Origin of the sequence: Pseudomonas sp. LAIL14HWK12:I1, from assembly GCF_003202095.1 — a bacterium.
Taxonomy (GTDB): Bacteria; Pseudomonadota; Gammaproteobacteria; order Pseudomonadales; family Pseudomonadaceae; genus Aquipseudomonas; species Aquipseudomonas monteilii.
This window is the reverse complement of the sequence record NZ_QJKG01000005.1, coordinates 129,470-152,556: the sequence shown is the minus strand read 5'-3', so window position 1 is coordinate 152,556 and position 23,087 is coordinate 129,470. Positions and strand designations below refer to the sequence as shown.

The 23,087-nt window shown below is 55.5% G+C and carries 9 protein-coding genes and 1 tRNA gene; 6 read left to right on the top strand and 4 right to left on the bottom strand.

From position 1 onward, the window contains the following. Positions 1-2: 2 nt before the first annotated feature. Positions 3-78, top strand: a tRNA-Gly gene (locus D906_RS14650). A 107-nt stretch (positions 79-185) separates the two neighbouring features. On the opposite strand, the gene D906_RS14645 is transcribed toward D906_RS14650, so the two are convergent. The 4 genes from D906_RS14645 to D906_RS14630 all read right to left on the bottom strand — a co-directional run bounded on the left by D906_RS14645 (position 186) and on the right by D906_RS14630 (position 9,634). Next, positions 186-1,259, bottom strand: coding sequence for a fimbrial protein (locus tag D906_RS14645; RefSeq protein ID WP_019099434.1), 1,074 nt, complete (start codon positions 1,257-1,259; stop codon positions 186-188). After that, complete coding sequence (locus tag D906_RS14640) at positions 1,256-3,817, bottom strand: fimbria/pilus outer membrane usher protein (protein ID WP_050587748.1); 2,562 nt, start codon at positions 3,815-3,817, stop codon at positions 1,256-1,258. The genes D906_RS14645 and D906_RS14640 overlap by 4 nt, the downstream gene beginning before the upstream one ends. Before the next feature lie 232 nt (positions 3,818-4,049). Next, positions 4,050-9,176: an RHS repeat domain-containing protein gene (locus D906_RS14635; RefSeq protein ID WP_081741897.1), complete on the bottom strand. Its 5,127-nt coding sequence runs from the start codon at positions 9,174-9,176 to the stop codon at positions 4,050-4,052. An 11-nt stretch (positions 9,177-9,187) separates the two neighbouring features. Then, the gene (locus D906_RS14630) at positions 9,188-9,634 is read right to left on the bottom strand and encodes a hypothetical protein (protein ID WP_141099588.1); all 447 of its coding nucleotides are present in this window, start codon (positions 9,632-9,634) and stop codon (positions 9,188-9,190) included. A 260-nt stretch (positions 9,635-9,894) separates the two neighbouring features. Here D906_RS14630 and D906_RS14625 point away from each other — a divergent pair, with 260 nt between their 5' ends. The 5 genes from D906_RS14625 (at position 9,895) to D906_RS14600 (ending at position 23,011) form a co-directional block, all read left to right on the top strand. Continuing rightward, a complete protein-coding gene (locus tag D906_RS14625) occupies positions 9,895-11,682 on the top strand; it encodes a hypothetical protein (protein WP_020424256.1) in 1,788 nt (595 codons plus the stop codon). A 91-nt stretch (positions 11,683-11,773) separates the two neighbouring features. Further along, complete coding sequence (locus D906_RS14620; RefSeq protein WP_020424255.1) at positions 11,774-14,230, top strand: hypothetical protein; 2,457 nt, start codon at positions 11,774-11,776, stop codon at positions 14,228-14,230. A gap of 2 nt (positions 14,231-14,232) precedes the next feature. Then, the gene (locus tag D906_RS14615) at positions 14,233-17,055 is read left to right on the top strand and encodes a hypothetical protein (RefSeq protein WP_027615871.1); all 2,823 of its coding nucleotides are present in this window, start codon (positions 14,233-14,235) and stop codon (positions 17,053-17,055) included. Positions 17,056-17,090: 35 nt separating this feature from the next. Continuing rightward, positions 17,091-20,798: an RHS repeat domain-containing protein gene (locus D906_RS14610; protein ID WP_027615870.1), complete on the top strand. Its 3,708-nt coding sequence runs from the start codon at positions 17,091-17,093 to the stop codon at positions 20,796-20,798. Positions 20,799-20,971: 173 nt separating this feature from the next. After that, positions 20,972-23,011 carry a hypothetical protein gene (locus tag D906_RS14600; protein ID WP_141099587.1) on the top strand — a complete coding sequence of 680 codons (2,040 nt, stop codon included), beginning with the start codon at positions 20,972-20,974 and terminating at the stop codon, positions 23,009-23,011. Positions 23,012-23,087 lie beyond the last annotated feature (76 nt).

The window sequence follows — 23,087 nt, the reverse complement described above, 5'->3', positions numbered from 1 at the left end:
TTGCGGGAATAGCTCAGTTGGTAGAGCACGACCTTGCCAAGGTCGGGGTCGCGAGTTCGAGTCTCGTTTCCCGCTCCAAACATAGAAACGAAGAAAGGGACGAAAGTCCCTTTCTTCGTTTTTGCATGTCTGAATTTTTTCCCCGTCCATGCGCCCTATGCTGGGTAGGGCGCGATGGGGCGTGCTCAGCGGTAGCTGATGGTGAAGTGCAGAGCACCTTGGGCTAACCCAGGTGTTACCTTGGGGTCGAGTTGGTAAAAGCGCGCCCTGAAGTCCAGCTGAGTAATCCCCACTTGCAAGGGTTTGACCGATACCACTTCCTGTAGGGGTAGTTGCCTGCCATCGCCATGCAGGATCTGAATGCCAAAGCCCGCTGCAGTAGAGCCGGAGCCAAGGCTGAAGATACCGTTCTTGGCATCCACGACAGTGGAGCCTTTTGTACCATCCAGTTCGATGTGAGCAAAAGCTGTACCCGCTGCGCTGTCATCCTCGCAATCACTAAGCCGAATACTGAATGGCGTTTCCGTGCCGACCGGGCCGGGGCCTGTGAAGTCGGCCAAGGTGTAGTCGCCGAGCTTTACCGGGTCGGCGCTAACGGGGTTGCCCAACAGCGTGCATTGCGCTTGCTTGACTCTCGCCTTCAGGGTGTAGTCCAGAACCCGGCCTCGGTCATTGGTGACACCGTGGAACATCTGCTTGTCGACAATGTGTTCTCCAGGGGCAATTGGCCCGGTCTTGACCAAAGTCACGCGCCCCCTCAGAACGCCGAGTGGCGCAGCGAAACCCGTAGGGGTAAGCATGGTGCCACTGTAGGGCACGCTCTGCGTGCCATCGTCGGAGGTGAACGCATTGGGAGCAGATCCATCATAGGGGAACCCCAGGGTCAGGATGGCACCGATGCCATCGACGTTGGTGCGTAGCACGCTATCGGCAGAACGTTGAGCGCGGACGGGTATTCCCGGCACCAGGGCGGTGCTGGGTATCATGCTCGCCGTGGTGGGAGGGGTTGCGTCGTAGAAGCACTGCAGGTTGCTGCCCTCACGGTTACGCACCGCCAATGGCAAGTCGGCAATGACTCGTCCTATTTCAGCATCACGAGGTACCCAAAGGCTGCCCAGATCGTGCTCGAACGTCATGTAGGTGGGCAGCCCGCTATCCCATTCGCACCGAGCGTACGCCGGGTTGCTCGACAGCCAGATGGCCAGGCTGCAAGTCACTACGGCAAGAGGCCGCAAGGCTGTGGGGGCGAATATGCTCATGATGCTGCTTCCTGATTCGTGCTTGTTTCAGAAGGTGTGCCGGCCTCGCGGGGGTGGCACGCCAGCGTTTGAATGCGATAGCCGTTGACTGCGGTGATGTTCTCGGGGGTCAGCATTACCTGGCACTCGCGGGTACCTTGGTCCAGCCATCGCGCCTGCAGTCGCTGCTCACCTTGATGTTCGGTGGCCACCAGTGCCTGACCGGCTTGCCCGACCACGGCCACCGCCTGCCCTTGCGCATCCGTCAGTTGTGTACCGAACGGCAGCGGGCGGCCGTCGGGCAACTGAAGGGTGAGGACCAGGCGCATGACCTGTCGGCTTGGGAACGTAGCCATGACGATGGCCCCTCGGCGCGGTGCTACTCGCTGCACGGCGTTGTCGATGATTAACTCGGGGGGCAAATCGTCGGTTCGCAGTATCAGCGGGTTCAGGCGGTAGGGCCGCAGGTTCGGTGCCAACAGATAGCCGCCCTTGTTGGCCTGGCTTGCGGGTGCATTCTCCAGTGTGATACCGGCAGCATCCGGCACGTGGACCAATGCACTGGTATCGCTCAGGTAAGGGCCCAGCACTATGCCGGAACTGTGGGCCAGCAGTGCGCCGCTGGTGTTGAGCGATACGCTGCGGTAATCGGCGCCTTCGGTGTAGCCGGCACCGTAACTGGCATTGGTACCTTGGTAAGCGAGTGACAGTGCGCCGCTGCTGCGCTGTTGCTCGTCATGGCTGAGCGAGACCTGATAGCCCAGCCGGTTGTTCATCAGCCCGCCGTTCAGGCTGGCCCGCTGGCTATTGCGCCCGTCCTGGTGCTGCAGGTCGAAGGTGGTGTTGTGCCGGTGGCCGAAGTCCAGTGGCAGTGACAGGCTCAGTCCAATCAAACGGCTGTCCCCGCCACGTTCTGCCAATGCCTGGGAGGCGAACAGGTTGATACCCAGGTCACCCCAGCGCGTGTTGTACTGCACCTGATAATTACGACGCTGGCCGCTTCTGTTCCAATAATCATCCTGTGAAAGCGTCAGGCTCACCGAGCTGTTACCGACGTTCTGGTAAATCGAAGCTTCCAGGCGGCTGCGGCGGTTACCCACGTAACGGTCCGACTGGTTGCGATCCTTCACTGCTTCATCGAAATCACGGTAGCCCTCGGTCGAGTAGCGGTAACCGGCAAAACGCAGGTTGGTGCCGGTCTGGAAGCTTTTGCCATAGCGCATGGCAAAACTGTGGCCTTGTACCTGGCCGGCCAGGCCGCCCAGATCGGTGCGTGCCTGTGTTGCATCGAGTGACAGCGCGCCCAGGCCGGCAAAGTCGCGGGCCACGCCAAGGGCGCCGGCGTGGTAGTAGTCGCTGGCGAACGCGCCACCGTACAGCGTACTGTCCCAGATCCCCCCACGGGCCAGGGTCGCTTGCCAGAACACGGGCCGCTCAAGATCTTCGGCGCCGTTGTAGCGGCCGACCGTGGCGCTGTATCGCCATATGCCTTCGCGCAGCAGGTTGGCCAATGACGAGTAGGGTTGGGTGAAGCGCCGCACCTGGCCATCGGCCTCGGTCAGGATCACCTCCAGTTCGCCGTGGCCAGCGCCGACATTGAGGTCGTCGATGGCATAGGGGCCGGGGGCGACGTAGGTGGAATAGATGGGGTAGCCATTGTGCAGCACTTCGAGCTTGGCGCGCGTCTGGGCTACGCCGCGTATGACCGGGGCATATTGCTGCTCGGTATCGGAGTGCATGTCCAGGTCGGATGCCACCTGTGCGCCGATGAACGGGACGCTGCGAAACACCTCGCCACCGGTGAAGGTTTCACCCAGTGTGAGGTTGGCGCGCAACCCGGGGATATCACGCTGCGCATAGGTGTCGCTGCGGCTCCAGTCGGTCTGGCCATCGGCATTGTCGCGCAGCGCCTGGTTGCTGCGCAGTCGCCAGCCTGCGATGTTGATGCCACTGTTGAGGTACAGGTCGTGGCTGTTGCGGTTGCGGCCGTTGTGGCTTTGGTAATGTTGTGTGGACGCCTGGTAGTTGATGAAGGCGGCATTGATGCCGGCGTCCCATCGCGATTCGGCGATCGTGTCGGACGGTTGTCGGTGCAACGCTATCTGTGGGATGGACACCGACAAGCGCAAGTTCGACGGGTCGAAGTCGGCGTAGGCGTGGGGTAACAGGGCGGCCAGGTCCAGGCAGCGATCGTCGCTGGGCAGGGGGGCTTCCAGCGCTTGCTCACGCAGGCCCAGGTCGCGCAGCAGGTTACCCGTCAGGCAGGCTTGCAAGCCTTGGCCGTCGTTGTTGCGAATGTCCACTTCGCGTGCGTCCAGCGGTGTGTGGTTGACCAGTAGCTGAACGCGGTAACGCCCGGCCGCCAACGGTTCCTGTTCCGCCAGGGCCTGCAATGCCAGCGCGCCGGCGTCGCTGGCCAGGCCGGGTGCCTGACGCATGAACTCGGCCTGGAAGCGAGGCGAAGAGGGGGTGGCGAGCGCGGGCGTGACTAAAAGCAGTATTAGCGGGCTGCCAAGCAGCGCGGATCGGGCGGGGCGCGGGCGTGACCACACGGGCCTGCGCCAGTGGAGCTTAGGCATGGAAGGAGTCCTGGGGCGTTAGCGCTTGCAGTTGGGGGCGCAAGGGAGGCTTGGTTGCGAGCTTAGGGTGGCGTGCGCCAGGCGTGTGGCTGACGGGCCGTGTTGCGAGGGGTAGGTTAGGGGCGGGGGGATAGAGAGGCTGTAGGAAGAGTCTTGATAATGAGGCGGTGGTTTCGATAAGGGCGATTGAGCTGGGGTGCCTAGCGACACCCCAGCGCAGGATCAACTCAGATTACACTCCTCCTGGTTGAAGCGCATGCCATTCCCAGTTGAGGGGTCTTCCATCTCCGGAGTACTTCGTAGGTGTAGGAGCTTTTGGCGGATCCAGCTTTACACCATGTTGAACAATTGTTACTTGGGGTTCGCTGACTATCCTTGGCCCCCTGCCGCTGCTGAAAACAGTGGCCTCTAGATTTACTTGCCTCAGGGGTGGATTGGCGCTAGAAGCGCTACTCGAACTTGAAGGCGTTGTTTGCGTAGCACTATTAACAACACTGCGGGAGGGGTTTGACTGTAGGCCCATGCCGCCTGTGGAGGTTATCTGCATGTCGTCCAAGCTTGCCTGAGTCGGCGCCGACATCAGCCGATTAAGCCCTTGCAGATGCGCGCCTCCCTTCGTCGCGGCAGCAACGCTCGCTTTAGCTACCGCTTTAGCTGCCGTGGCTGCTTTGCCTGCTGCCTTGAGCGTAAACATTGCTGGCCCACCCACGATAGACGTCACTACCTGAACCCCGAACGCCCCATAATTGAGAGCTTGTGAAAGTTCTGGGTCATCATTGGTGGTAAGTACCGCACCAACCTGCATGCCCAGTGCAACACCTTGCCCGATAACCATAATCGAGGCTTTCGCGAGGACGCCGGTCGACACCAACGCGCCCGCACCCGCTAGCAGAGGCCCTGCCATCGCGCCGGCCGATAGCACCAGCATAAGCGCCGCAACGCCTACGCCTATCCATGCAGACCAGGGAATCGAGGGTTTTTCTGGCGGGTCCACGTAATCCGGTGGTACATCTCCACCGGCCACCGAACTAACCCTATGGCCGGTAGGGTCCCGCCATTTCACCGGGTTGCCCAGTGCATACACATAAGGATTGGGGCCTGATACTTCTGGCGGCAGCGAATCCGGGCTGTGGAAGCGCATCAGGTTGGGGTTGTAGGCACGGTAGCCGCTGCCAAGCAGGTACCAGCCCAACCCCGCTTCACGCAGTTCACCATTGAACGCCAGCAGGTTGCGCAAGCCATTGTCTTCGGGCTGTTCACCGTACGCGCTGTAGCTGGCATGGCGGGTGCCATCACTGTCTACTTCTGCAACCACGCTGCCGGCAGTGTCGGTCAGCAGCAGCTGGTTGTCGTTCTGGTTCGCGCGTTGCACACCCACTGCCTGGCCATCACCGTACAGGTACTGGGTGAGCAGGTCATTTTCTTGTGTGCTGTCCAGGCTATTGCCCAGATAGCGCCTTTGCACCTGGGCCTTGCCAGCCTGCGTGGCGGCGAGCAACTGGTCGTGGCCATCGTACAAGTACTTCATCAACTCGGTGTCGTTGGCATCCAGCACACGCTGCAAGCGGCCATGGCTGTCATATTCCAGCTTGCGCCCTTGTTCGTCGTTGAGCATGTTGCCCCGCGCATCGTAATGGAACGTCTGCTCTGCGCGGTAATCTGCGAGTAAGGTATGGGTCACCTTGGTCAACTGGAAGCTGGAGTCCTCAGCGTAGGTGAAGCGTGCGGTATCACGTTCGCCATCGGCAAAATCAGTTCGGCAGCGGCTCAGGTTATCCAGTGCATCGAAGTCGAACGTTTGTGCAATGATCGAGCGGCCCGCTGCATTGCGCGGCAGTGCCTGCCAGCGTTCGCCGTCTTCCTCTTCAATGTCCCAGTCGCCTTCGTAGTCGTGAGTGGTCAGGCGATCGAGTTCGTCGTAACCGAACACTTCCTTGCGGATGAAAGCGTCTTCATCGTCATCGTTGTCACGGTACAGGGTGCGCGACTCAAGGTTCTTGCCATCACGCCATTTCAGCACCAGCACCCTGATTTCGCCGTTGGCATCGAGCGTACGCCGATGTTGTCGGCCCAGCGGGTCGTAGGTCTGGGTGGTGCGCACATAACGCTCGGCATCTCGGGTGGTCGTGTGTTCCAGCAGCCCTTCGCTGTTGTACTCGAGTGTGCATTCCAGTTGGCCCTGGGAAATGGTCTGAAGCCGCCCAAGTGTGTCGTAGCCATAGTGGCAGGCAATACCGTCGCTGTGCTTGCGGAAAATAAGGCGGCCTTCCAGCGAGTGCGCATTGTGGATGTCGTACTGCGCTTGATCGTTCACCTTCCAGTACTCATGGGCCAGGTAGCCTTGGTCGGTGTAACTGTAAGTACGGTTGCCGTTGCTGTTGGCAGCCGAGGAAATTTGCGCATCGCTTGGGAAGTAGTCGAAGCTGGACGCATCGGGCACATGAGGCTGCGATACATCCTCGAACGTCGCTGCCACCTGGGAAGGTTGGGTGGTGAGGTTTGGCTTGTACTCGTAATGGGTGACGTGCGTGCGTTTGTCGGTGCCCTTGCTGTTACTGATGGAGCGCTTCTCGACCAGTTGTGTCAGCCCACGGTACTGGTATTTTTCCACGCGCGGTCCTACGGCCATGCGGGTCAGGCGATCAAGCCCGTCATACTCGCGCGAGCACACGGGCTGCGCCGGATCACCGCGGGTATCAAGCACTTCCAGCAGGGTTGTCAACTCGCTGACGCTGTGCGCCGCGAAGGTACGCAGGAGTTTGCTGCCGTCTGCCCGAACGGTTTCGCACATGCGCCCCCAGTTATCGTAGGTGTACTCGGTGACCAAGGGTTTCTGCTTGCGAGTCTGCGCGGGGCTGAAGGTTTCTTTGATGCAGCGGCTTAGCCCATCGTAGGTGTAATCGGTGCGGTCGATCTCAACCCACGAGATGCCTTTTGTTGCTTCGTCTTCCACCGGCAGCAGCAGGTACTCATACACGGGTTTTTCGGATGTGTTGTATTCCACGACGCGCAGCTGCTGTTTGTCGTCGGGCTTGTCGGGGCTCACGCTCCACATCGTGGTTTTGTTGCCCTTTTCACCGAAAGGCGAGAACTCGGTGATTTCTTTCACAAGGTCCGGGCGGGTGACCGCGCAGCGCTGCCCCCAGGCATCGTAAGCGTAGCTGGACGTCAGCTCGACCACGGTTTCTGCGGGGGTGTCGCTGTCGGGAGGCGCGGGGAGGTAATCGAACTGTGTTTCGCTTGCCACGCGCCCGATGGAGTCATACTGGGTTTTGGACGTTATGCGGGTAATTGTCTTGCCTGGGTCATTCAGGTCTTTCAGTGTGCGCTCCACACGTACCGAGCGTTCGAGCCCGTCATGATAGGCGCGGGTGATGACCTTGTTGGGGTCGGTGATCTGGGCATACCAGAGCGAGCGCTTGTCCTCAATGACCTGGCCATAGTCATAAGCAACTGTGGCAGCATGATCCGGGTCATCTGGCGCCACGGTCTGTTCAAGCAGCCGGTTGAGTGAATCATAGCGGTAACGGGTGACCACGCCGTTGGCATCTTCCTCTTCGATGGCGCGGTTACGCAGCGACGAGTGTACAGAGGCCGACGTTTTCTCGATCGTACCGCCGTGGGGCGAGAACGTGGTTGTGGTCTTCAGGTAAGTTGGTTTTCCCTGCTCGTCGTTTATTTTTTCATAATGCCAGCGGGTTTTCGACGTGCAGGCGCCCAGCGTGGCAGTCTTCAGATCGGAGCGCCCGTGCAGCAAGACATTGTCTGGCATGTTCAGGTGGCTCATCTCGACCCGGCGCAACCGTTGTTCGGTTTCTTTACCATCATCTTCCAGGGTAACTTCGAGGGTCTCCTCGCTGTCAGCAACCAACCAATAACTTGCCTGCTGCAGCGAGGCTGTTGCGCTCAACACGTCCATCGCTTTGTAGGTGTACCGGGTGCGAGTGATCGTAGCGGGCTTCCCGGTTGCTGCATCGTCAGCCGGGTAAACAGTAATACTTTCAAGGTTGCGCTTGAACCCTTCCTGGTCCGCCGGGCAGCCGTCACTTTGGGTGGCGGGATAATAGGTGCGGACCATGCGTATGCCACTGGCAGTCCGCTCCTCCTCCAGGTTGCCTGCCTTGTCGTAAATGAAGGTGACGAACTCGTCACGGCGGTCGACGGGATTACCAGAAACCGTCCAGGTCTTGGTCATTTTGCTCGGTAGTTGCAGGCGTTCATCCTGTTCTGCAAAACCGCCACTGCGCTCGTGGTACTCGTTTTTCATCGTCTCGGTACAGCCGGACTCTTCGGTGACTTGCTCGGCCAACAAATGGAAGCGGTTGAAGGTGCGCGTGACGGTGCGGAGTACCTTGCCTTCGTAGTGGTGCTTGACGGTTGATGTGTAGTTGAATGTACTGCCGGTAAATTTGTACAAGTGATCCTGGTTGTAGTTTTCATCCCAGACTACACCCGACGCGCCATAACCCAGGAAGTTATTTTTGCTAAAGTCGTATTCGGTCTTTATAAAGGTTGTTTCATCAAGCCGATCGGGCTTCACAACAAGGCTGGTTGCATAGGGGACATACAGCTCCAGGCCGGGTAGTTGGTGCCCCTGTTCTTTGTAAACCAGCTCCTCTTCACCCCCCAGTGGGTTTACCAGTTTCTGCAGGCAACGCAAGGAACCGTAGGAAGTATAGTCAAACGTCCAGCTGTGCTGGTCGGTGGTGGGCATGACTAACGTGCGCAGTTCTTCACCCTCGAGCGCCAGGGTGAAAGACACATGCGCTTCAGTGCCAGGATGAAGGTCCAGCACGGCTTCATGGTCACCGTTGAACGTTACCGTAAGCAGTGTTAGCCCACTGTCGTCATGGATAGAAGCCAGCCGGCCTTTGCTGTCGTCGTAGGCCAATGTGATGCCGTGGCCCGATGGCGTCATGACCCGGGTTGGCAGGCAAACCCGGGGGGCGGCTTTCAGTGGCTCAAGTAGCTCTACCAGGCCCGCTTTATGGGCAATCCGGTAACGTTTGCCTTTATCGTTGCTAATATTCGCCACATGAAAGCTGTCAAATTTGCGCTCATGAACCACAACAGGTTCGTTCGGGCCGTTGTCAGCGATCGCAAAACTATCCCCCGTGTGCAGGTCCAGTACGCCACTGTCCAGGTCGTATCGGCTTAGTTTCAAAGACCAGCCAATACCGAAGCCTGCGTTCGATTCGTTCAAGGGGTTGAAATTCAGGCTCAAAGGCAGTTCCGGGCCCTGAAGGTCATTGGCGTTCAGGGGGGGGATTTCAATAGAAAATGTGTAAAGCCCCGTGCGGGGGTCGACACTACCCTGGGTGTAACTCATGAAGTTACAGGCATTGGACTGTATAGTCATGAATAGCGTCCTTATTCAGTGGTAGGTCGGCGGCCGGCCGATGTCTGCACGATGATTTTCCCCAGCGAGTCGCGTGTTGCCGGGTTTTCGGATTTGTCGACAACGAGGATGCCAAGTGCTGTAGGTATGAAGCTACCCTTGCCGTTGCGGTTTACATATTGGTCGATATCGTGCTGGTCGAGGTCAGAGGGTGCATGCGTTGTCTTCAGCTTAATCCACCACTTAGGTGTACCTCCTTCCATGGCCTTTGATTGCAGTTCAATGGTGGTGGCCGATGGGATATTGATCATGTGTATTTTGCGTGCTGAAAAGTCACCCATTTCAAGCACTTGCCTTTTGTCGCTTCCCGCGCCTTCGACGATCAATGCTTTGGAGTCGCCGCCTCCCTCGTTGCCCACTTTTTCATAAACAGTAATGGTGCCAGTTGCTGATGGTGAATGTTGGCGTGACATAGTCATTGGCTTCCACTTAATTGATTGATGATTGAGGTATGCACGCGTCAGCGTATAGCGTGTCCAGGCAGGGTATGACGATATGGGGTGCCAGGCACCTAGCAGAAATGCCAGGTCCCCAGGTGATGGGGTGCGGTGCTTAGGGGGGGCGTCGGGGACCTAGTATTTTTGCTAGTTGTTTGGGTTCGGTACCCACTCTATAACGGTATGCAGCCGTTGCCCGCTGAGCGCAGCGATGCAATCAATAGAGTAGAGGCCGACATTGCATGAAGACTAATGAAGTGGAGCTGGAGCAGCCGTTAATTTCAGGGCTGACTTCCAGTAACGAAATCGACCTGGATGAATTGGGTGCAAGTGATCTGCTTACGTATATAAAGTATACGGGTATGCAGCCTGACCATGAGGTGGTCATTAGCTGGTTAGGCGCCGACGCGGAAGGGACGGCGTTTGACGATGCAGGGTCAAAGTATTATGTCAGGCCGGAAGATCTTGAGAAAGGCGTGGAAGTAAAAATAGAAAATGCTGTTGTTCGAAGCGCCGAAGGTGGACAAGCTTTTTATTCATACGTGGTAACCACAGTTGGCCAGTCACAGCGCAGATTCTGCCTCGTGGGTATCAGGGAAAAGGGTGATGGTGAAGGTTTAGCGGTCATTCAAGCTGTTCAGTCGCATGACCTGGTCATTAAGCCCGATGAGCTGGACAGTGCTGGCGTCATGTTCATCGTTATGCCCTATCAGGCGATGCAAGTCGGGGACGTGATTAACTTCACGTTCCAGGGCTTTGATGAGGATGGTTATGAAGAGGACCCGGAAACCGAAAAGTTGACGGTTAAAAAAGAGCATTTCGATAATCTACCCTTAATGTTCACCGTGGGTAAGAATATTTTTCGCTTCATTGATCCGGGCACTGCTAAAGTTTCTTACAGTGTCGACTTTGCTGACAGCGGGTCCCTGGATTCTCCCGTTCAGGACTTTGTCATCGATTCTGAGGCCTCGCTGCCAACACCTCTCCCGGCTCCGCGTATTGTGGGGTATACCCCGGGAAAACCGTTGGATCCTGGTAACTTCCGGGATGGATTGACAATCCATATAGACGGTTACCCCGGGATGTCGATTTCTGATCACGTCACCCTGTACTGGCGTAGCCCGGTACGTGAGCTGTTTACACACGTTCGTGTCGATGCCAGCACGCAATCCGTCGGCACCATCGTACTGCATGTGCCTGTCGATTTCGTGCTGGAGAATCAAGGATTAAACGTCAGCCTGTCCTACCTCTTCAGCCGTGAAGGGGCAGGTTTGCAATCGCAGCCGCTGAACGTGGCCATCGCTACCACGCGGGTGTTGTCCGTCCCCCTGATCGACCGCGCGACACCAGACGAAGGCAAGGATCATGGCACCCTGCCTGGCGCGAACGGCGTTGGCGGTGTTCGTGTTCGTGTACCCGATGTGCTGTTGCCGGGCGAACGTGCTGAAGTGCTTTGGCGTGGGTGGCCGGTATTTGGTGAGTACGTTGCCAATACCCCCGAAGGGGCTGATCCGCTGGTTTTTCTTATACCAGAAGAATTCGTACCGGCAAACATCGGGCGCGGCTCGCGGGACCAGAGCAGGCGCTTTGAAGTGGCGTATCGCGTGATTGGCAGTGGTTCTCCGCTGGACTCGGCGCCTTACCATTTAAGGATTACCCCGCCCGTTCCCAGTGGAGATCCGCAAATCCAATGTGAAGGTGTAGTTGGGCAAGCCTTGTCGCTATCGAGGGTGCCAAGTGGGGGGGCCAAATTGACGCTGGGCACCTGGAGATTTGGCCGGGCTGGTCAACTTCTTCATATTTGGGTAAGCGGCGTAGGGCAAGAGGGAGATCTTTCTGAAGACCTGCGGACTGCATCTATACCCGTGACTGAAGGGGAAGCGGATATGGGCGTTGAGGCTAAGTTGCCAAAACTGTTTTTGGAACAATTAAAGCTGAACGAGCAGTTTACGTTGCATGTCGCGTTGAGCTTCGATGGCGGGACGCTATATAGAGTGTTTCCGGAAATGAGTATCACGCTGGAATCTTGAGTGAAGTGCTAGTTAGCGTATTGTCAATGCAGTGTGAGTGCTATTTGTGTTGAGGCTGCGTATTGTTAATTAATTTTGGAGTGTGATAGTGATGGCCAGGCCTACGTTTGAAAAATACATGAGATACCTCCGGGCAGAACCGCGTACTTTGGGGTGGGGGGCGCTACTGGTTTACGATCGATTCAGGGCTAACAGGCTGTTGGCGCAGGAGCATATTCAGCGTTTTGATGACAGTGAATGGCTGCCGCCTGTCAATTTCAGGGCAAGTACGGAAAGTGGTAGTTGGACCGAGGTTCGCGACCTCGTGATGGACAAGCCTCGGTTGTCGTTCGTGAATTCCAGTATCGCCAGTTCCAAGGCGCGCTTGAGCATGAACGTCGTCAGTGGCGTCATCACCCAGTTGCGCCAGTTGCCTGGAAGTGACCAGATGGAATTGGTGAGCTATACGGTGCTGAACCCTTTAGGTGGGCCGACGGTCCGGATGGACATAACCCTGAATGAAACCAACAGCGGCAGTATTGATGACGAAGGCCGCGTGACATTGGATCTTTCAACGGGGCAGGGGTACACCTTTGAAGTTTCCAGTTGGAAGGAAATGAACGAAAAGCTCGGTGAGGCAGTTAAAGCTGAGTTTGAAAAATGGCCGAAGGAGGCCAGGGTATGGGAGCTCAATATCATCAAGCCATTAGCGGGGGCGCTCAATCCTCAAGAATTTGCTGTTCGTACACATTCGCTGGCACGTTCACAACAGATTACCAATGCCACTCAAGAGGAGCAGGAGGAGGGCGCTGTTATCGTGGGGGTGTCGTTTGTTGAGGACAAGACAGGAACCTTTCCACCGAATGATAAGGATATGCCCTATCTGTTGCCGTCGCCGGTGGATGGAAACGATGGTCCGTTTACAATGAATGTTCTTTTTGCTAATGAAGTCTGGCTCAAGGATCAATTGTGGCAGTTGGTGCGTGACATCCCTGGGTTGACAAATGTTAATATGGATCGTGATCAAAGTGGCTTTTTTTCTACTGTGAAGGCTGATGTCGGATTTACGGTGCAAGGGCGCAGGGACACTACGATTCGTGATTATGAGCGTTATACGTTCACCACATACACATGGCCGAATCTTGATTTTTCGGGTTCTTTTAAAATTGTACATACTGATGATGTTCTGGTCGTTGAGTGGGCTGTGGAATGTCCCACTAAGGAGTTGGTTGTTATCTTTCACGACTCGCTTAGGGATTATCGTCATGATCCGGATTTCAATGTTTCTGTTTCGGTGCAAACAGAACTTCGAATTAAAATGGTGGGTGAGGGGGACAAGCGTGGTGATATAGAAATTGTGCCGGGCAAGGTGGAGGTCAACTATAATGCCCGGTTTTGGGGCGGCGATCACAGCTATATTAACGACTATGTTAAGGAATCGTTTGATGATTACATTAAGCCCCATATTGATCCCCTGGTGAATCAAATGGCCGACAAGGTTGCTGTCATGGCGTCAGGGATCAAACCATTTAATGCTCTACGCCTTAACAGCCTTTTGTTCCGCAGTGATGATGTTGCCACGCCACGGTTATTGGTAACGCCTGGGGAACTTTCGCTGTTAGGGGATCTGGCCCCCAAATTGACAACCTTCGCTGTAGAGCCGCTTGAAGAAAAAGTGAGCGCGGCCCCAGGTAACACGGTTAAGTTTCATCTCGACCCTGCCATTGGCGGGACGGTTAGCTGGAGTGTCAAAGGTTTGCCAGATGGCTCAACTGACCCCGAAAAAGTAGGCGCTGTTGTGGATGGGGTCTATACGCCTCCTGAAGTCGGGGCGCTAACCGACAGCTATAGGCGTGTCATCGTGACAGCCACGGCAAATGGTAACTCGAGCAGCGCATTGGTAACGGTCGTGGCGGACAGCGTTGCTATCTATCCCTATTTCCAAATTGCAAATTTCAAATCCGGCGATAACCGCCCACGCTACGTTTTGACAGGTGGCGATATAAAGGGTGACTTGAAATGGGCCATGACCAGTTCAAGCAAAGGCACCGTACGTGAAGTGGAAGCCGGTGATTCCGATCTGGATATTCCGGTAGACAAAAATGTGCGGATCTATGAATCCCCGGAAAAAGCTGTCGGTGAAGCCGGCACGGTGGACGCGCTTGTTCATCTGGACGGCGTGGAGGTATCGGCGGGCGGGCAGACGGAAGTGATCGATATTGTCATCCCCTGGAGAACAACTACGGCGGGGCTCAGAACTACCGCGCAAGCAGGAGGTGGCTTAAAGCTGGCGCTGTACTTCGATAATGAAGAGACAGGAGAGGAGGACGAACTGACACCCGCAGAAACTCTTTGGAAAGTTTTCAAAGGCGCCGGTCAGATCAACCCCACTACTGGCATCTACACGCCAGGGCCGAACGAAGGCCCTTACATCATCGTTGCCGGTAGAGAAACACCAGCAGAGCGTACGCCCATCTGGAACTACGCGGTTATTCCGCTTTCGCACGTCGAAGAATATGAAGCGTTCTGTGCGCATGTTCGTACCCATAATAAGCAAGGGGAGATTTGATCATGGCCACTTCTTCCAAGCGCGAGTTGCTGGATGTTCTGAGCAAAGGCGATGCAATGTATGGTTGGGGGGCGATGCTTGCGCTCGGCCGTGATTCGGTCAACCAACTGCTTGAGGCGCGTTTCATTGAGCGTTTCAGGAACCAGGATTTTATCACACCCATCAGTGGCGAATATTACGGCGATACGCAATCCACCGAGCTTGTGGTGCTGGATGGGCTGATGCTCGGCCCGCCCGCGCTGTCGTTCGAAAAGGCTTCGGGCCGCACCAGCACGGTGACCGTGGTCATGGAGCTGATTGCCGGCCGTTGCAGCGCGCAGGAGAAATCACCCGGAAGTGCCAGCCGCTTGCGCAGAAGCCATGAACTGACCCAGGGCATGGGCTACACGCTGCAGATGACAGCGAAGCTTGTGGTGGTACCTGTGCCAGGGAGCAATCAACAGCAACTGGCTATCGATCTTGGCCAGGCCACCGATCCGATCTGCAACCTTGCAGTTACCGATCAGGCAGCGCGCAAAATGGGCCAATTCATCTTGGGGCAGTTGCAGCAGCAACCGGCCTTCGAACCACTGTTCGGTTTTATCAATTTTTCCCCTATTGGCAACGATGTACTGACGATTGACAGGGTCGACCCTATTGCACAAAAGGCCCCCGAAGGCGCCGGGCAGGGCAGTCAGCCGCAAACAGACGGGGCAGTGCTGCTGCTGATGCAACTACGGGGTGACAGCGATGCGGGTGGCATTCCGGATGCGTTTACGTATTTGCTGCCGCGAAAGGAAGCACCAGAGGTGAGCAACTACGGTGCCACGTTGTTGCTGGGCAAGCTAAGGGCAAAGTACAGCACATACCTTGCCTCCGGCCTGCTGGCGCAAGTGATCATGCCGGAAGGCTATGTCGTCCGCTTCCTCGAACATGAAGAGTTCGACCCGCATGACAAGGTCCTGTTTGGCGACATTCGGCCCGGTACAGGCACCTGCCGGCTTTTGCCCGCACTCAGCCATATCGGTGCTGGACAAGCCTTATCCTACGAGGTGAGTTGTGACACTGGCCTCTACGGCTGGCAGGCCCATGACATTATTAGCCCACGAGCAGCGGGTGCGATCAATAACGGTACCTACACTGCCAGGCCAAGGGGCCAGCTGCCGAGCGCTCAGCGTGTAGTGGTAGTGTCAGCGAAGGTTTCAGAGGAGGCTGATGCGGCTACCCGTTCAGCGTTGTTGATCGAATCTTCGGAGCCGCTGTCAATCTCGCCGCGGGTTGTTGTCTGGTATTCGGGCCAGGGCGCTATCACCTTTACCAGCAACGCTGCCGGTAATGTCGAGTGGAAACTGCTAGACGAGAAAATGGGAGAGTTGGTCAAGGATGCCGACGACTCCCGGCGGGCGGTGTTTACGCCAGACGAGGGTTCTGTGCCGCTGGTGCGTTTGCAGCGTGTGGAAGTCAGTGTTGGCGAGGCCAAGGGCCATGCAACGGTCGTGATGCTGCGCACGGAACCCAGATTGCAGGTCACGCCCCATTATGTACCCCGCCTTGCACCCGGCGCGGGCCGGCTATTTGCGCTTGATGACGACCCGGCAGATCGCTGGGAAGTGTTTGGGCCTGGAAACATCGACAAAGAGACCGGGGAGTATAAAGCGCCTGATCAGCCCGATGCTGAGGTCAGTGTAATCGCCGCGTTTTCCGGCCCCTTTGCGGGCGTTGCCATTGTTGAACATTACGCAGGCCTGGCTGCGCAGGCCATGGCATTGCAGGACCGTTGGAAAACACTCAAAGAATTTAGCCTCAGCTTGAACAATAAAAATCGAAATATGGTGTTTGCAAATGGTTACCAGCAAGTAGGCATTGATATTGTCATTGGTACTCACAGTTTTACTGACTCAAACGGTGAAAACGTTTGGGACCCGGTCAGTAATGCTGAGCTGGCTACATTGGTGCTGCTTGACGAAATTGGCAATGAAATTCCTTATTTGACTGACGATCAGCATGGTATTCCAGGCGATAGTTTGGAAGTGTGGGCGGCGAAAAAGAAGCGTAACCATTTTGATTATTACCCCGTGGGCAGTTCGGATAGGGCGAGCGGGGTGCGAGGGGAAGAAGAGGGCAAGCGTTACGTCACTGTGTATGTGCATTCGAAGGTGGCGGAAGTGGCCAGGTTCACGGCCAAGTTTCAGGCTTATGATAGAGCGTGGAAAAATTCGTACAGCGATGATAATCCAGACAAAGAGAAAGGTAAGATCGAATTGGAGGGGGTCAAGCTTCCCTTGCCTAACCTTGCCGCGTTCGTATGGCCAAAGTCGGGCGGCAAACGGGTTTTTGAAGAGGATGGATCAAGTACGCCTACTGATACGTTCAATTACTGGCATCGCACCACAGACTATTGGTCACTGTCTGGAAACGGCATTCAATTGGTGGAGATGAATTTCGAATCCGCCTCGATGATTAAGTGGGAGTCGGAGCAGTTAGCGGAAAGTTTCGCCACTTATACCGGCATCGCCTTCAAGCCACGACGCCCTGAGGAGGCTCCCCTCATGCCAGAAGGCGTGCAGTATCAGGCCGAGCTGCAATTACTTTCTCAAGAGCCAGGTATTCAGGTGGCGCTTGATCCCAAATTCAAAGGGCAGGATAGGCCGTCTGAGGGGGCGATGTTGATCACACTGGACCGGGTTTCGAATTTCAATTACTGGTCTCCGGTAAAGTATCGAAATAAGCTCGATGGGGCAATGAACTTTACCGTAACCGATAATTACGGTACGAAGCACAAGCTTAAAATTTTGTTTGGGGGCGGTACGGATGGTCGAAACTATCTGGAGCTGGGGCTTCAGTAATTTCCAATCGACTTTTTGATGGCGAAGATTCGAAAATGACAACACAATCATTCATTCATTCCAACGCATTCAATTTCATGAGCTTTGTGCAGGGCGGCGTTGATGAGCGTACAGGGCAATACACGCTCAGTATCGAACTGCCTGAGCTTCCGAGTAATGCCTTGGTTGGCCCGAACCTGCCATTGCGCTTGAGCTTCAGCCCACTGAACAACGTCAATAGCGGCTTCGGTAAAGGCTGGACGCTTCAGCTCAGCCAGTACAACCTGAACGACAACAAACTTGATCTGCATACAGGGCAGAGTTTCAAAATTTCCGATAACGGCCCCGGTGAGCCTGCTCCTGTACCCGAACGCAAGCTTGAACTCTTTCACTTTGAAAACAGGAGTGAAGGCAACACCCATCGCTACCGGATCGCCCATAAATCCGGCATCGTCGAATGGCTGCAACCGCAGCCATCGGACCTGCGACTGGCATTGCCTGTACGTGTAGAAGCCCTCTCGGGCCATGGCATCACACTGGCTTATCACCCCACAAAAAAAGGGTGCCTGCAGTCAATCGTCGACGATGCCGACCGTACGTTGTTGAAAATCGAATATGTGGGTGATAGCAAGGTGGAACTCACATTCTTGCCAAACTCAGCCGCTTCCGCGTTGTATTCATTGCTGATTTCCGGCGATCGATTGACAGGGGTGACACTGCCTACGTCGAACGGCGCGGGGTGGACCATCGATTATGCGCAAAAGGGTGAGTCACTGTGCATCACGCAATTGGATACGCCGCTTGGGGCTACCGAACTGATCGAGTATCAAGAGCGTGGGCATCTTTTCCCGGGTAGCACGGAAGAGAAGGGCCGGGCGCTCTCCTACGTGAATCGCCATGTCATCAAGCCCGGCGCCGGGCAGGCAGACATCGAAACGACCTACACGTATTCTGCAAGCAATTTCCTGGGATATGGCTCGCTGACCAGTTGGGCGGATAATGGCGAAGACAATCTCTACCGGGTGGCTGACCGCGCATTCAAGTATGGCGCCACTGCCACATCGCGTCGCGATGGCGAGCCAGTGCGTACGGTGGAGAAAATTTACAATCGCTTTCACTTGATGATTGAGGAAATCACGGTTGAGCAAGCCTGCACCCGGCGTATCAACACGAAGTACCATGAGCGCAACGTCGATTTTGTGGACCAGCCCAAGTACTTCCAGATGCCGGAGACGGTGACCACCTCATGGGAGTTCGACTGCCCGGAAGCGCCTGTGCATCCGCGTAGCGAAACGGTGACTACCGAATACGATGATTTTGCCAATCAGACGCTGGAAGTTCAGCCCAGCGGTCTGCGCATCGAGCGCACGTTTTATCCCCAAGATGATGACCCGGAGAAATTCGTACGCCATCTTGAACAGGAAATCGTAAGGCCTGCCGAAGGTTACGAAGCTGGCGCACAAACGCTTCGCACACATTATCGCTACGCGCTGCATCCCTCTGTAATGGTTGACGGGCCGGGTTGGCTGGTTAACCGAAATGAGGACAAGTACCAATTGCATGGCGATGGTTCGCAGACGGTGCTGCAGGAAATCGAACGCACTTATGTCAACGATGAGCCAATCGACCCCCTCACCCACGGTCGGCTGGAGCAAGAGATAACGACAAGGAATGGGCGGCAGACGACGATCGACTATAGCTACTCGGATACCCCCGAAAAACCGACGACTCATCCGGTTCTGGTAACCCAACAAGTCATCACCGGTTTCGACCATGGGGCCAAACACCATGCCCGCAAGGAAATTACCTTGCAGCATTCGTTGCTGATTGGCGAGCCGTTGCTCAACCGTGATGACAACGATGTAGAGATCGAATACGAATATGATCTGTTGCGCAGAGTGATACGCGAAACCGTCGCACCGGGAACGGCTTACACCGCATCGCGCCATTATCATTACGCGTTGGTTTCCAGCTCGGGTGGCAAGGCCACTCAAGAGCAGATAGACGTCAAAGGGGTTTCAACCTTGAGTACTGTCGATGGCCTTAACCGGGTTGTCGAGGCCAAGCGCATCGATCGTGATTTTGTGCAAAAAGGCCAGGAGCCGAACTATCGTCCAACCTACAAGGCCATGTATGACGGGCTGGGCGATTTGATCGAGGAAGTTGAGTTCGACTGGCACAGGGACGAAGATGTACCGTTGAAGACCACTTTCAGTTATGACAACTGGGGGCAGCGCTGTAAAACGGTGGGCCCTGATAAGGTTGTGCATCATGACCGGGTCGACCCCATCGGCACACCGGAACGGCTGGGGCCGGTGCGGCGTACATGGAGTGAGTCCGAGAACGCAGTGCTTGGCAGCGGCCAAACCATCACGTTCATGAATCTGTTCGAAAAACCAGTCAGAGTCGAGCGTTTGACAGCAAGCAGAAAGCCTTACAGCGTTCATCAGTACTTCTACGATGGCCTTGGGCGTTCAGTCAGGGAAAAAGATGCCGAGCAGAATGAAACGTGGTTTAGCTACGATGCGTTCAATCGGTTGGTAGATCACACGCTTGCCGACCGTGCGCTGGTTCATCGCGACTATGCTTTGCACAGTACTGGAGACCTGCCGGAACTGATTCAAGTCACTCGGCGGGGCGGTAGCGAACCGAGCGTGCTGGGCTTGCAGCGGTTCGACGGGCTGGATCGTCTGGTCGAGTCGACAACGGGTGGCCGTCTGCGAAGCCTGGAGTATGAGCCAGGCCAGCGTAAGCCCAAGGCGGTGATTACGCCCAAGAAAAAGCGTATCGAATATAAATACGTGCCGCAGTTGGGTGAAGAGGCTGTTGAGCGCAAGCAGGTCGACGCGGGCATTACAGGGCATTTTGATTATGACCCACAGAATGCACGCTTGCTGTCGTGTTCAGAGCACGGGGTTGCCATGACACGTGACTATTTCAGCACGGGTGAGCTGAAATCAGAGACATGTTCATTTGACGGTGGCAAGCCTTACGAAATGAAGTACGTGCATAGCCTGCAGGGTAAGATGCTGTCTTACATAGATGTGCTGGGTGCTGAGCAATCCTACAGCTACGACGGGGCTGCTCGCTTGAAATCGACGAGCCTTGGCACACTGCACAGTAACTTTGAATACGATGACCTGGGGCGCAACGATTTCTTCGAGACGATTGACAATACGCCGGGCGAGCCAGCTCGGCGGCTTGGCACCCAATTGAAATTTGACGATTTTGATAGAGAAATCTCGCGTACATTCGATTTTGGGGATGCGAAGCAAACCTTGAGTCAGCGATATGACAAGGCGGATCGAATTATCGGCAAGGTGTTGCGTCGGGGGAAAGAGCTGCTGCGCAGGGAAGTGTTCGATTACGATGAGCGGGGCCGTTTGGTCGAGTATACATGCAGTGGAATCGATGAATATATGCCTGTGGATCCTTATGGTAACCGTATACGTCGGCAGACGTTCAGGTTCGATGCGATCGATAATATCACACGTGTGCTCACCGCACATGCTCAAGGCGAAGTAGACGTTGTCTACCATTTCGCGAATCTTGCCGATCCTGCACAACTCACTGGTTTCACGGTCAGGGGCATGTCCGAGCAACCTATCGAGGTGCCGCTGGAGTATGACGATGACGGAAATATGGTGGTTGATGAACAGGGGCGTCAACTAGCCTATGACGCCTTGGGGCGCCTGGAAAGTGTCAATGGCTTTGCCTATGGATATGACCCGCTGGATCGATTGGTCTCTCAAGAGCAGCCTTAAGTCATCCTGGTAGAGTACCTTTAAAACAGGGCCGCATTGCGGCCCTTTTTTCATGGCTGGAAACTCATGAGTTTGTCACCTGGTAATAGTGCTAGTTGTGCAGAATGCCGGGATGGCTTTGAATGCTTTCAGCAGCGCAGCTACCCGTCAACCTGATAAACCAGAGGCGCATCATGAGTGACTCCAAGGCGTACAGTGCTTCCGAACGCGTGCGTAAGGCATACCTGCGTTCGCTTGCAGACCATAAGCCCCATCTTGATCCCCGAATTCATTCGGGTATGGAAGACTTGGTAATTGATGGGAGTATGCTGGCCGATCCACCCAGTGGATTGGTCTACAGAAAATTTACAATTGAAGAAAGCGGCGGTCCCGCTGACCCTGCATTGCCCTTTGTATTGAGCGTGCCACTCTGGGTGAGGACACGTGAAGACACGCTTCGCATTGAACACTCCAGGGATGGTGCCACGTGGACGACGGTTTACGAAAAGGTTGGCGATTTTCGCGAACCCGGTACGCCTGATCCATATCCCGTAGTAATCCCTAAAGATCAAGACGCGCTGCGAGTGGACGGCACCCACCATTTCAGAAGTTGGGTCATGAATATCAATGGGGATGCTTCCTGGTCGGGGCCCCTGACGCTTATTTTCGACCGAAACCCGCCCTATTCGCATGCGGCGCCGCCCAAGTTCCCTGATATCCCGGTTGTGACCGATGAATCGTTGAAAGTGGGTGCCAAGTTGAAACTACCCGCCTATTCCAGCTGGGCAGAAGGCGATCAGGTCTTGGTGTACTGGATGAGTCGCCTTCCAGACAAGGTTGAAGACCTTGATCCACCGATCGTGGCGCTACCTACGACAGGTGCCGATCAGGAGCTATCGATTCCTGAAGATAAAATCCGCGCCGTTGGGGATGGCGGGGTGTATGCCCTCTACCTGCTGGTCGACAAGGCCCTCAACATCAGTGCGTTGTCTGTCTGGACCAGTATTCCTGTAGCGTTGGGCGAACTGCCTGCTACCTTTGATGACCCTCTGGTGCCGTTGGCCACAGCGGCTGACGGTTTTTTGATTGACCAGGCTGACGCTCATTTGGGTGTGGAAGTATGGGTTCCTTGGCAGGAACATATGAAAGCCACCGATACTGTGGTGGTGACTTGGGGTGGCATAGCGTTACCGGCTGAAACGGTTGGGTCTGCTACTAAAGAGAATATCCCGGTAAAAGTATCCGATGAGGTATTGCTGCGCGCTTACGGTAATAACAAGGGGCCCCTGCCCACCACTGTCAGCTATGTCCTGATGCGTGGTACCCATCCGGTGGGCGGCGCTGATACTGATATTAACGTAGACTTCGAAACCATGGACCCAGGTGGCCCCGATCCAGAATGGCCACTGCCCATTCATCCCGGTTTAAAAGAAGTTGTAGTCAAGGGCAGGGGAGGCACGAGTGACGATAATGAATTGAATGCTGATGATGCGGGTTTAATTGCCGATCTGGAAATTGAGCTCTACAGCTTCGCCGAGGAAGATGATGAACTTGAATTCTATTGGGCAGGTGAGCCAGCGGCGACTTACACCGTGTCAGGCACCGACAGCCCAGGTGACACGGTATCGGTAGAGGTGCCTTGGGCTGTTATCGAAAAGGGTGGCAATGGCCCGGCTATACTTGTCGATTATTTGGCTTCACGCCCAGGCGTGCATAACCCTGTGCGCTCGAAAGTTACGCCTGTCTCCGTTGATGCAATCACTATTACACCTGTTGCCGCAACATTCGAACATCTGGTAAATGGCAGGGTTACTTGTACTTCGATACAACGCAGTAACGATCATGCTGACGGGCCCGCTGTCGAGGTGTTGATTCCGGACCTCACCGAGTATTATCAGTTCTCTCCATTTGCGCAGATTCAAGCAAAGTGGTGGGTATACAGAGGCGAGAGTGATGATTTAGGTTTCGATGAAATTGACGCTGTCACATTAGACATTCCGATCGCTATAGATAGTGAGCATCCGATCACGGGCTTTACCTGGCGGATCCCCTACGAGACCAATGTGCTTCCCACACATGAAGGGAACCCGGACCCAAGGTTCAATAGTTCTCGCGCAAATGTGCAATATACACTAAAGACGGCCAAGGGAGACATTCCTTCGATTGAAGCCAAGGTGGAGCTTTCCTTTATGCCACCCTCTGGTGTTTGTAATCCTGAAGGTGGTGGCATCTGAATTAACTTATGCTGCGCGAAAAGGATGTCGCGCAGCGTAGGGCTATTCGCGCTAGGTTGTAAGGCTTTTCCTATAG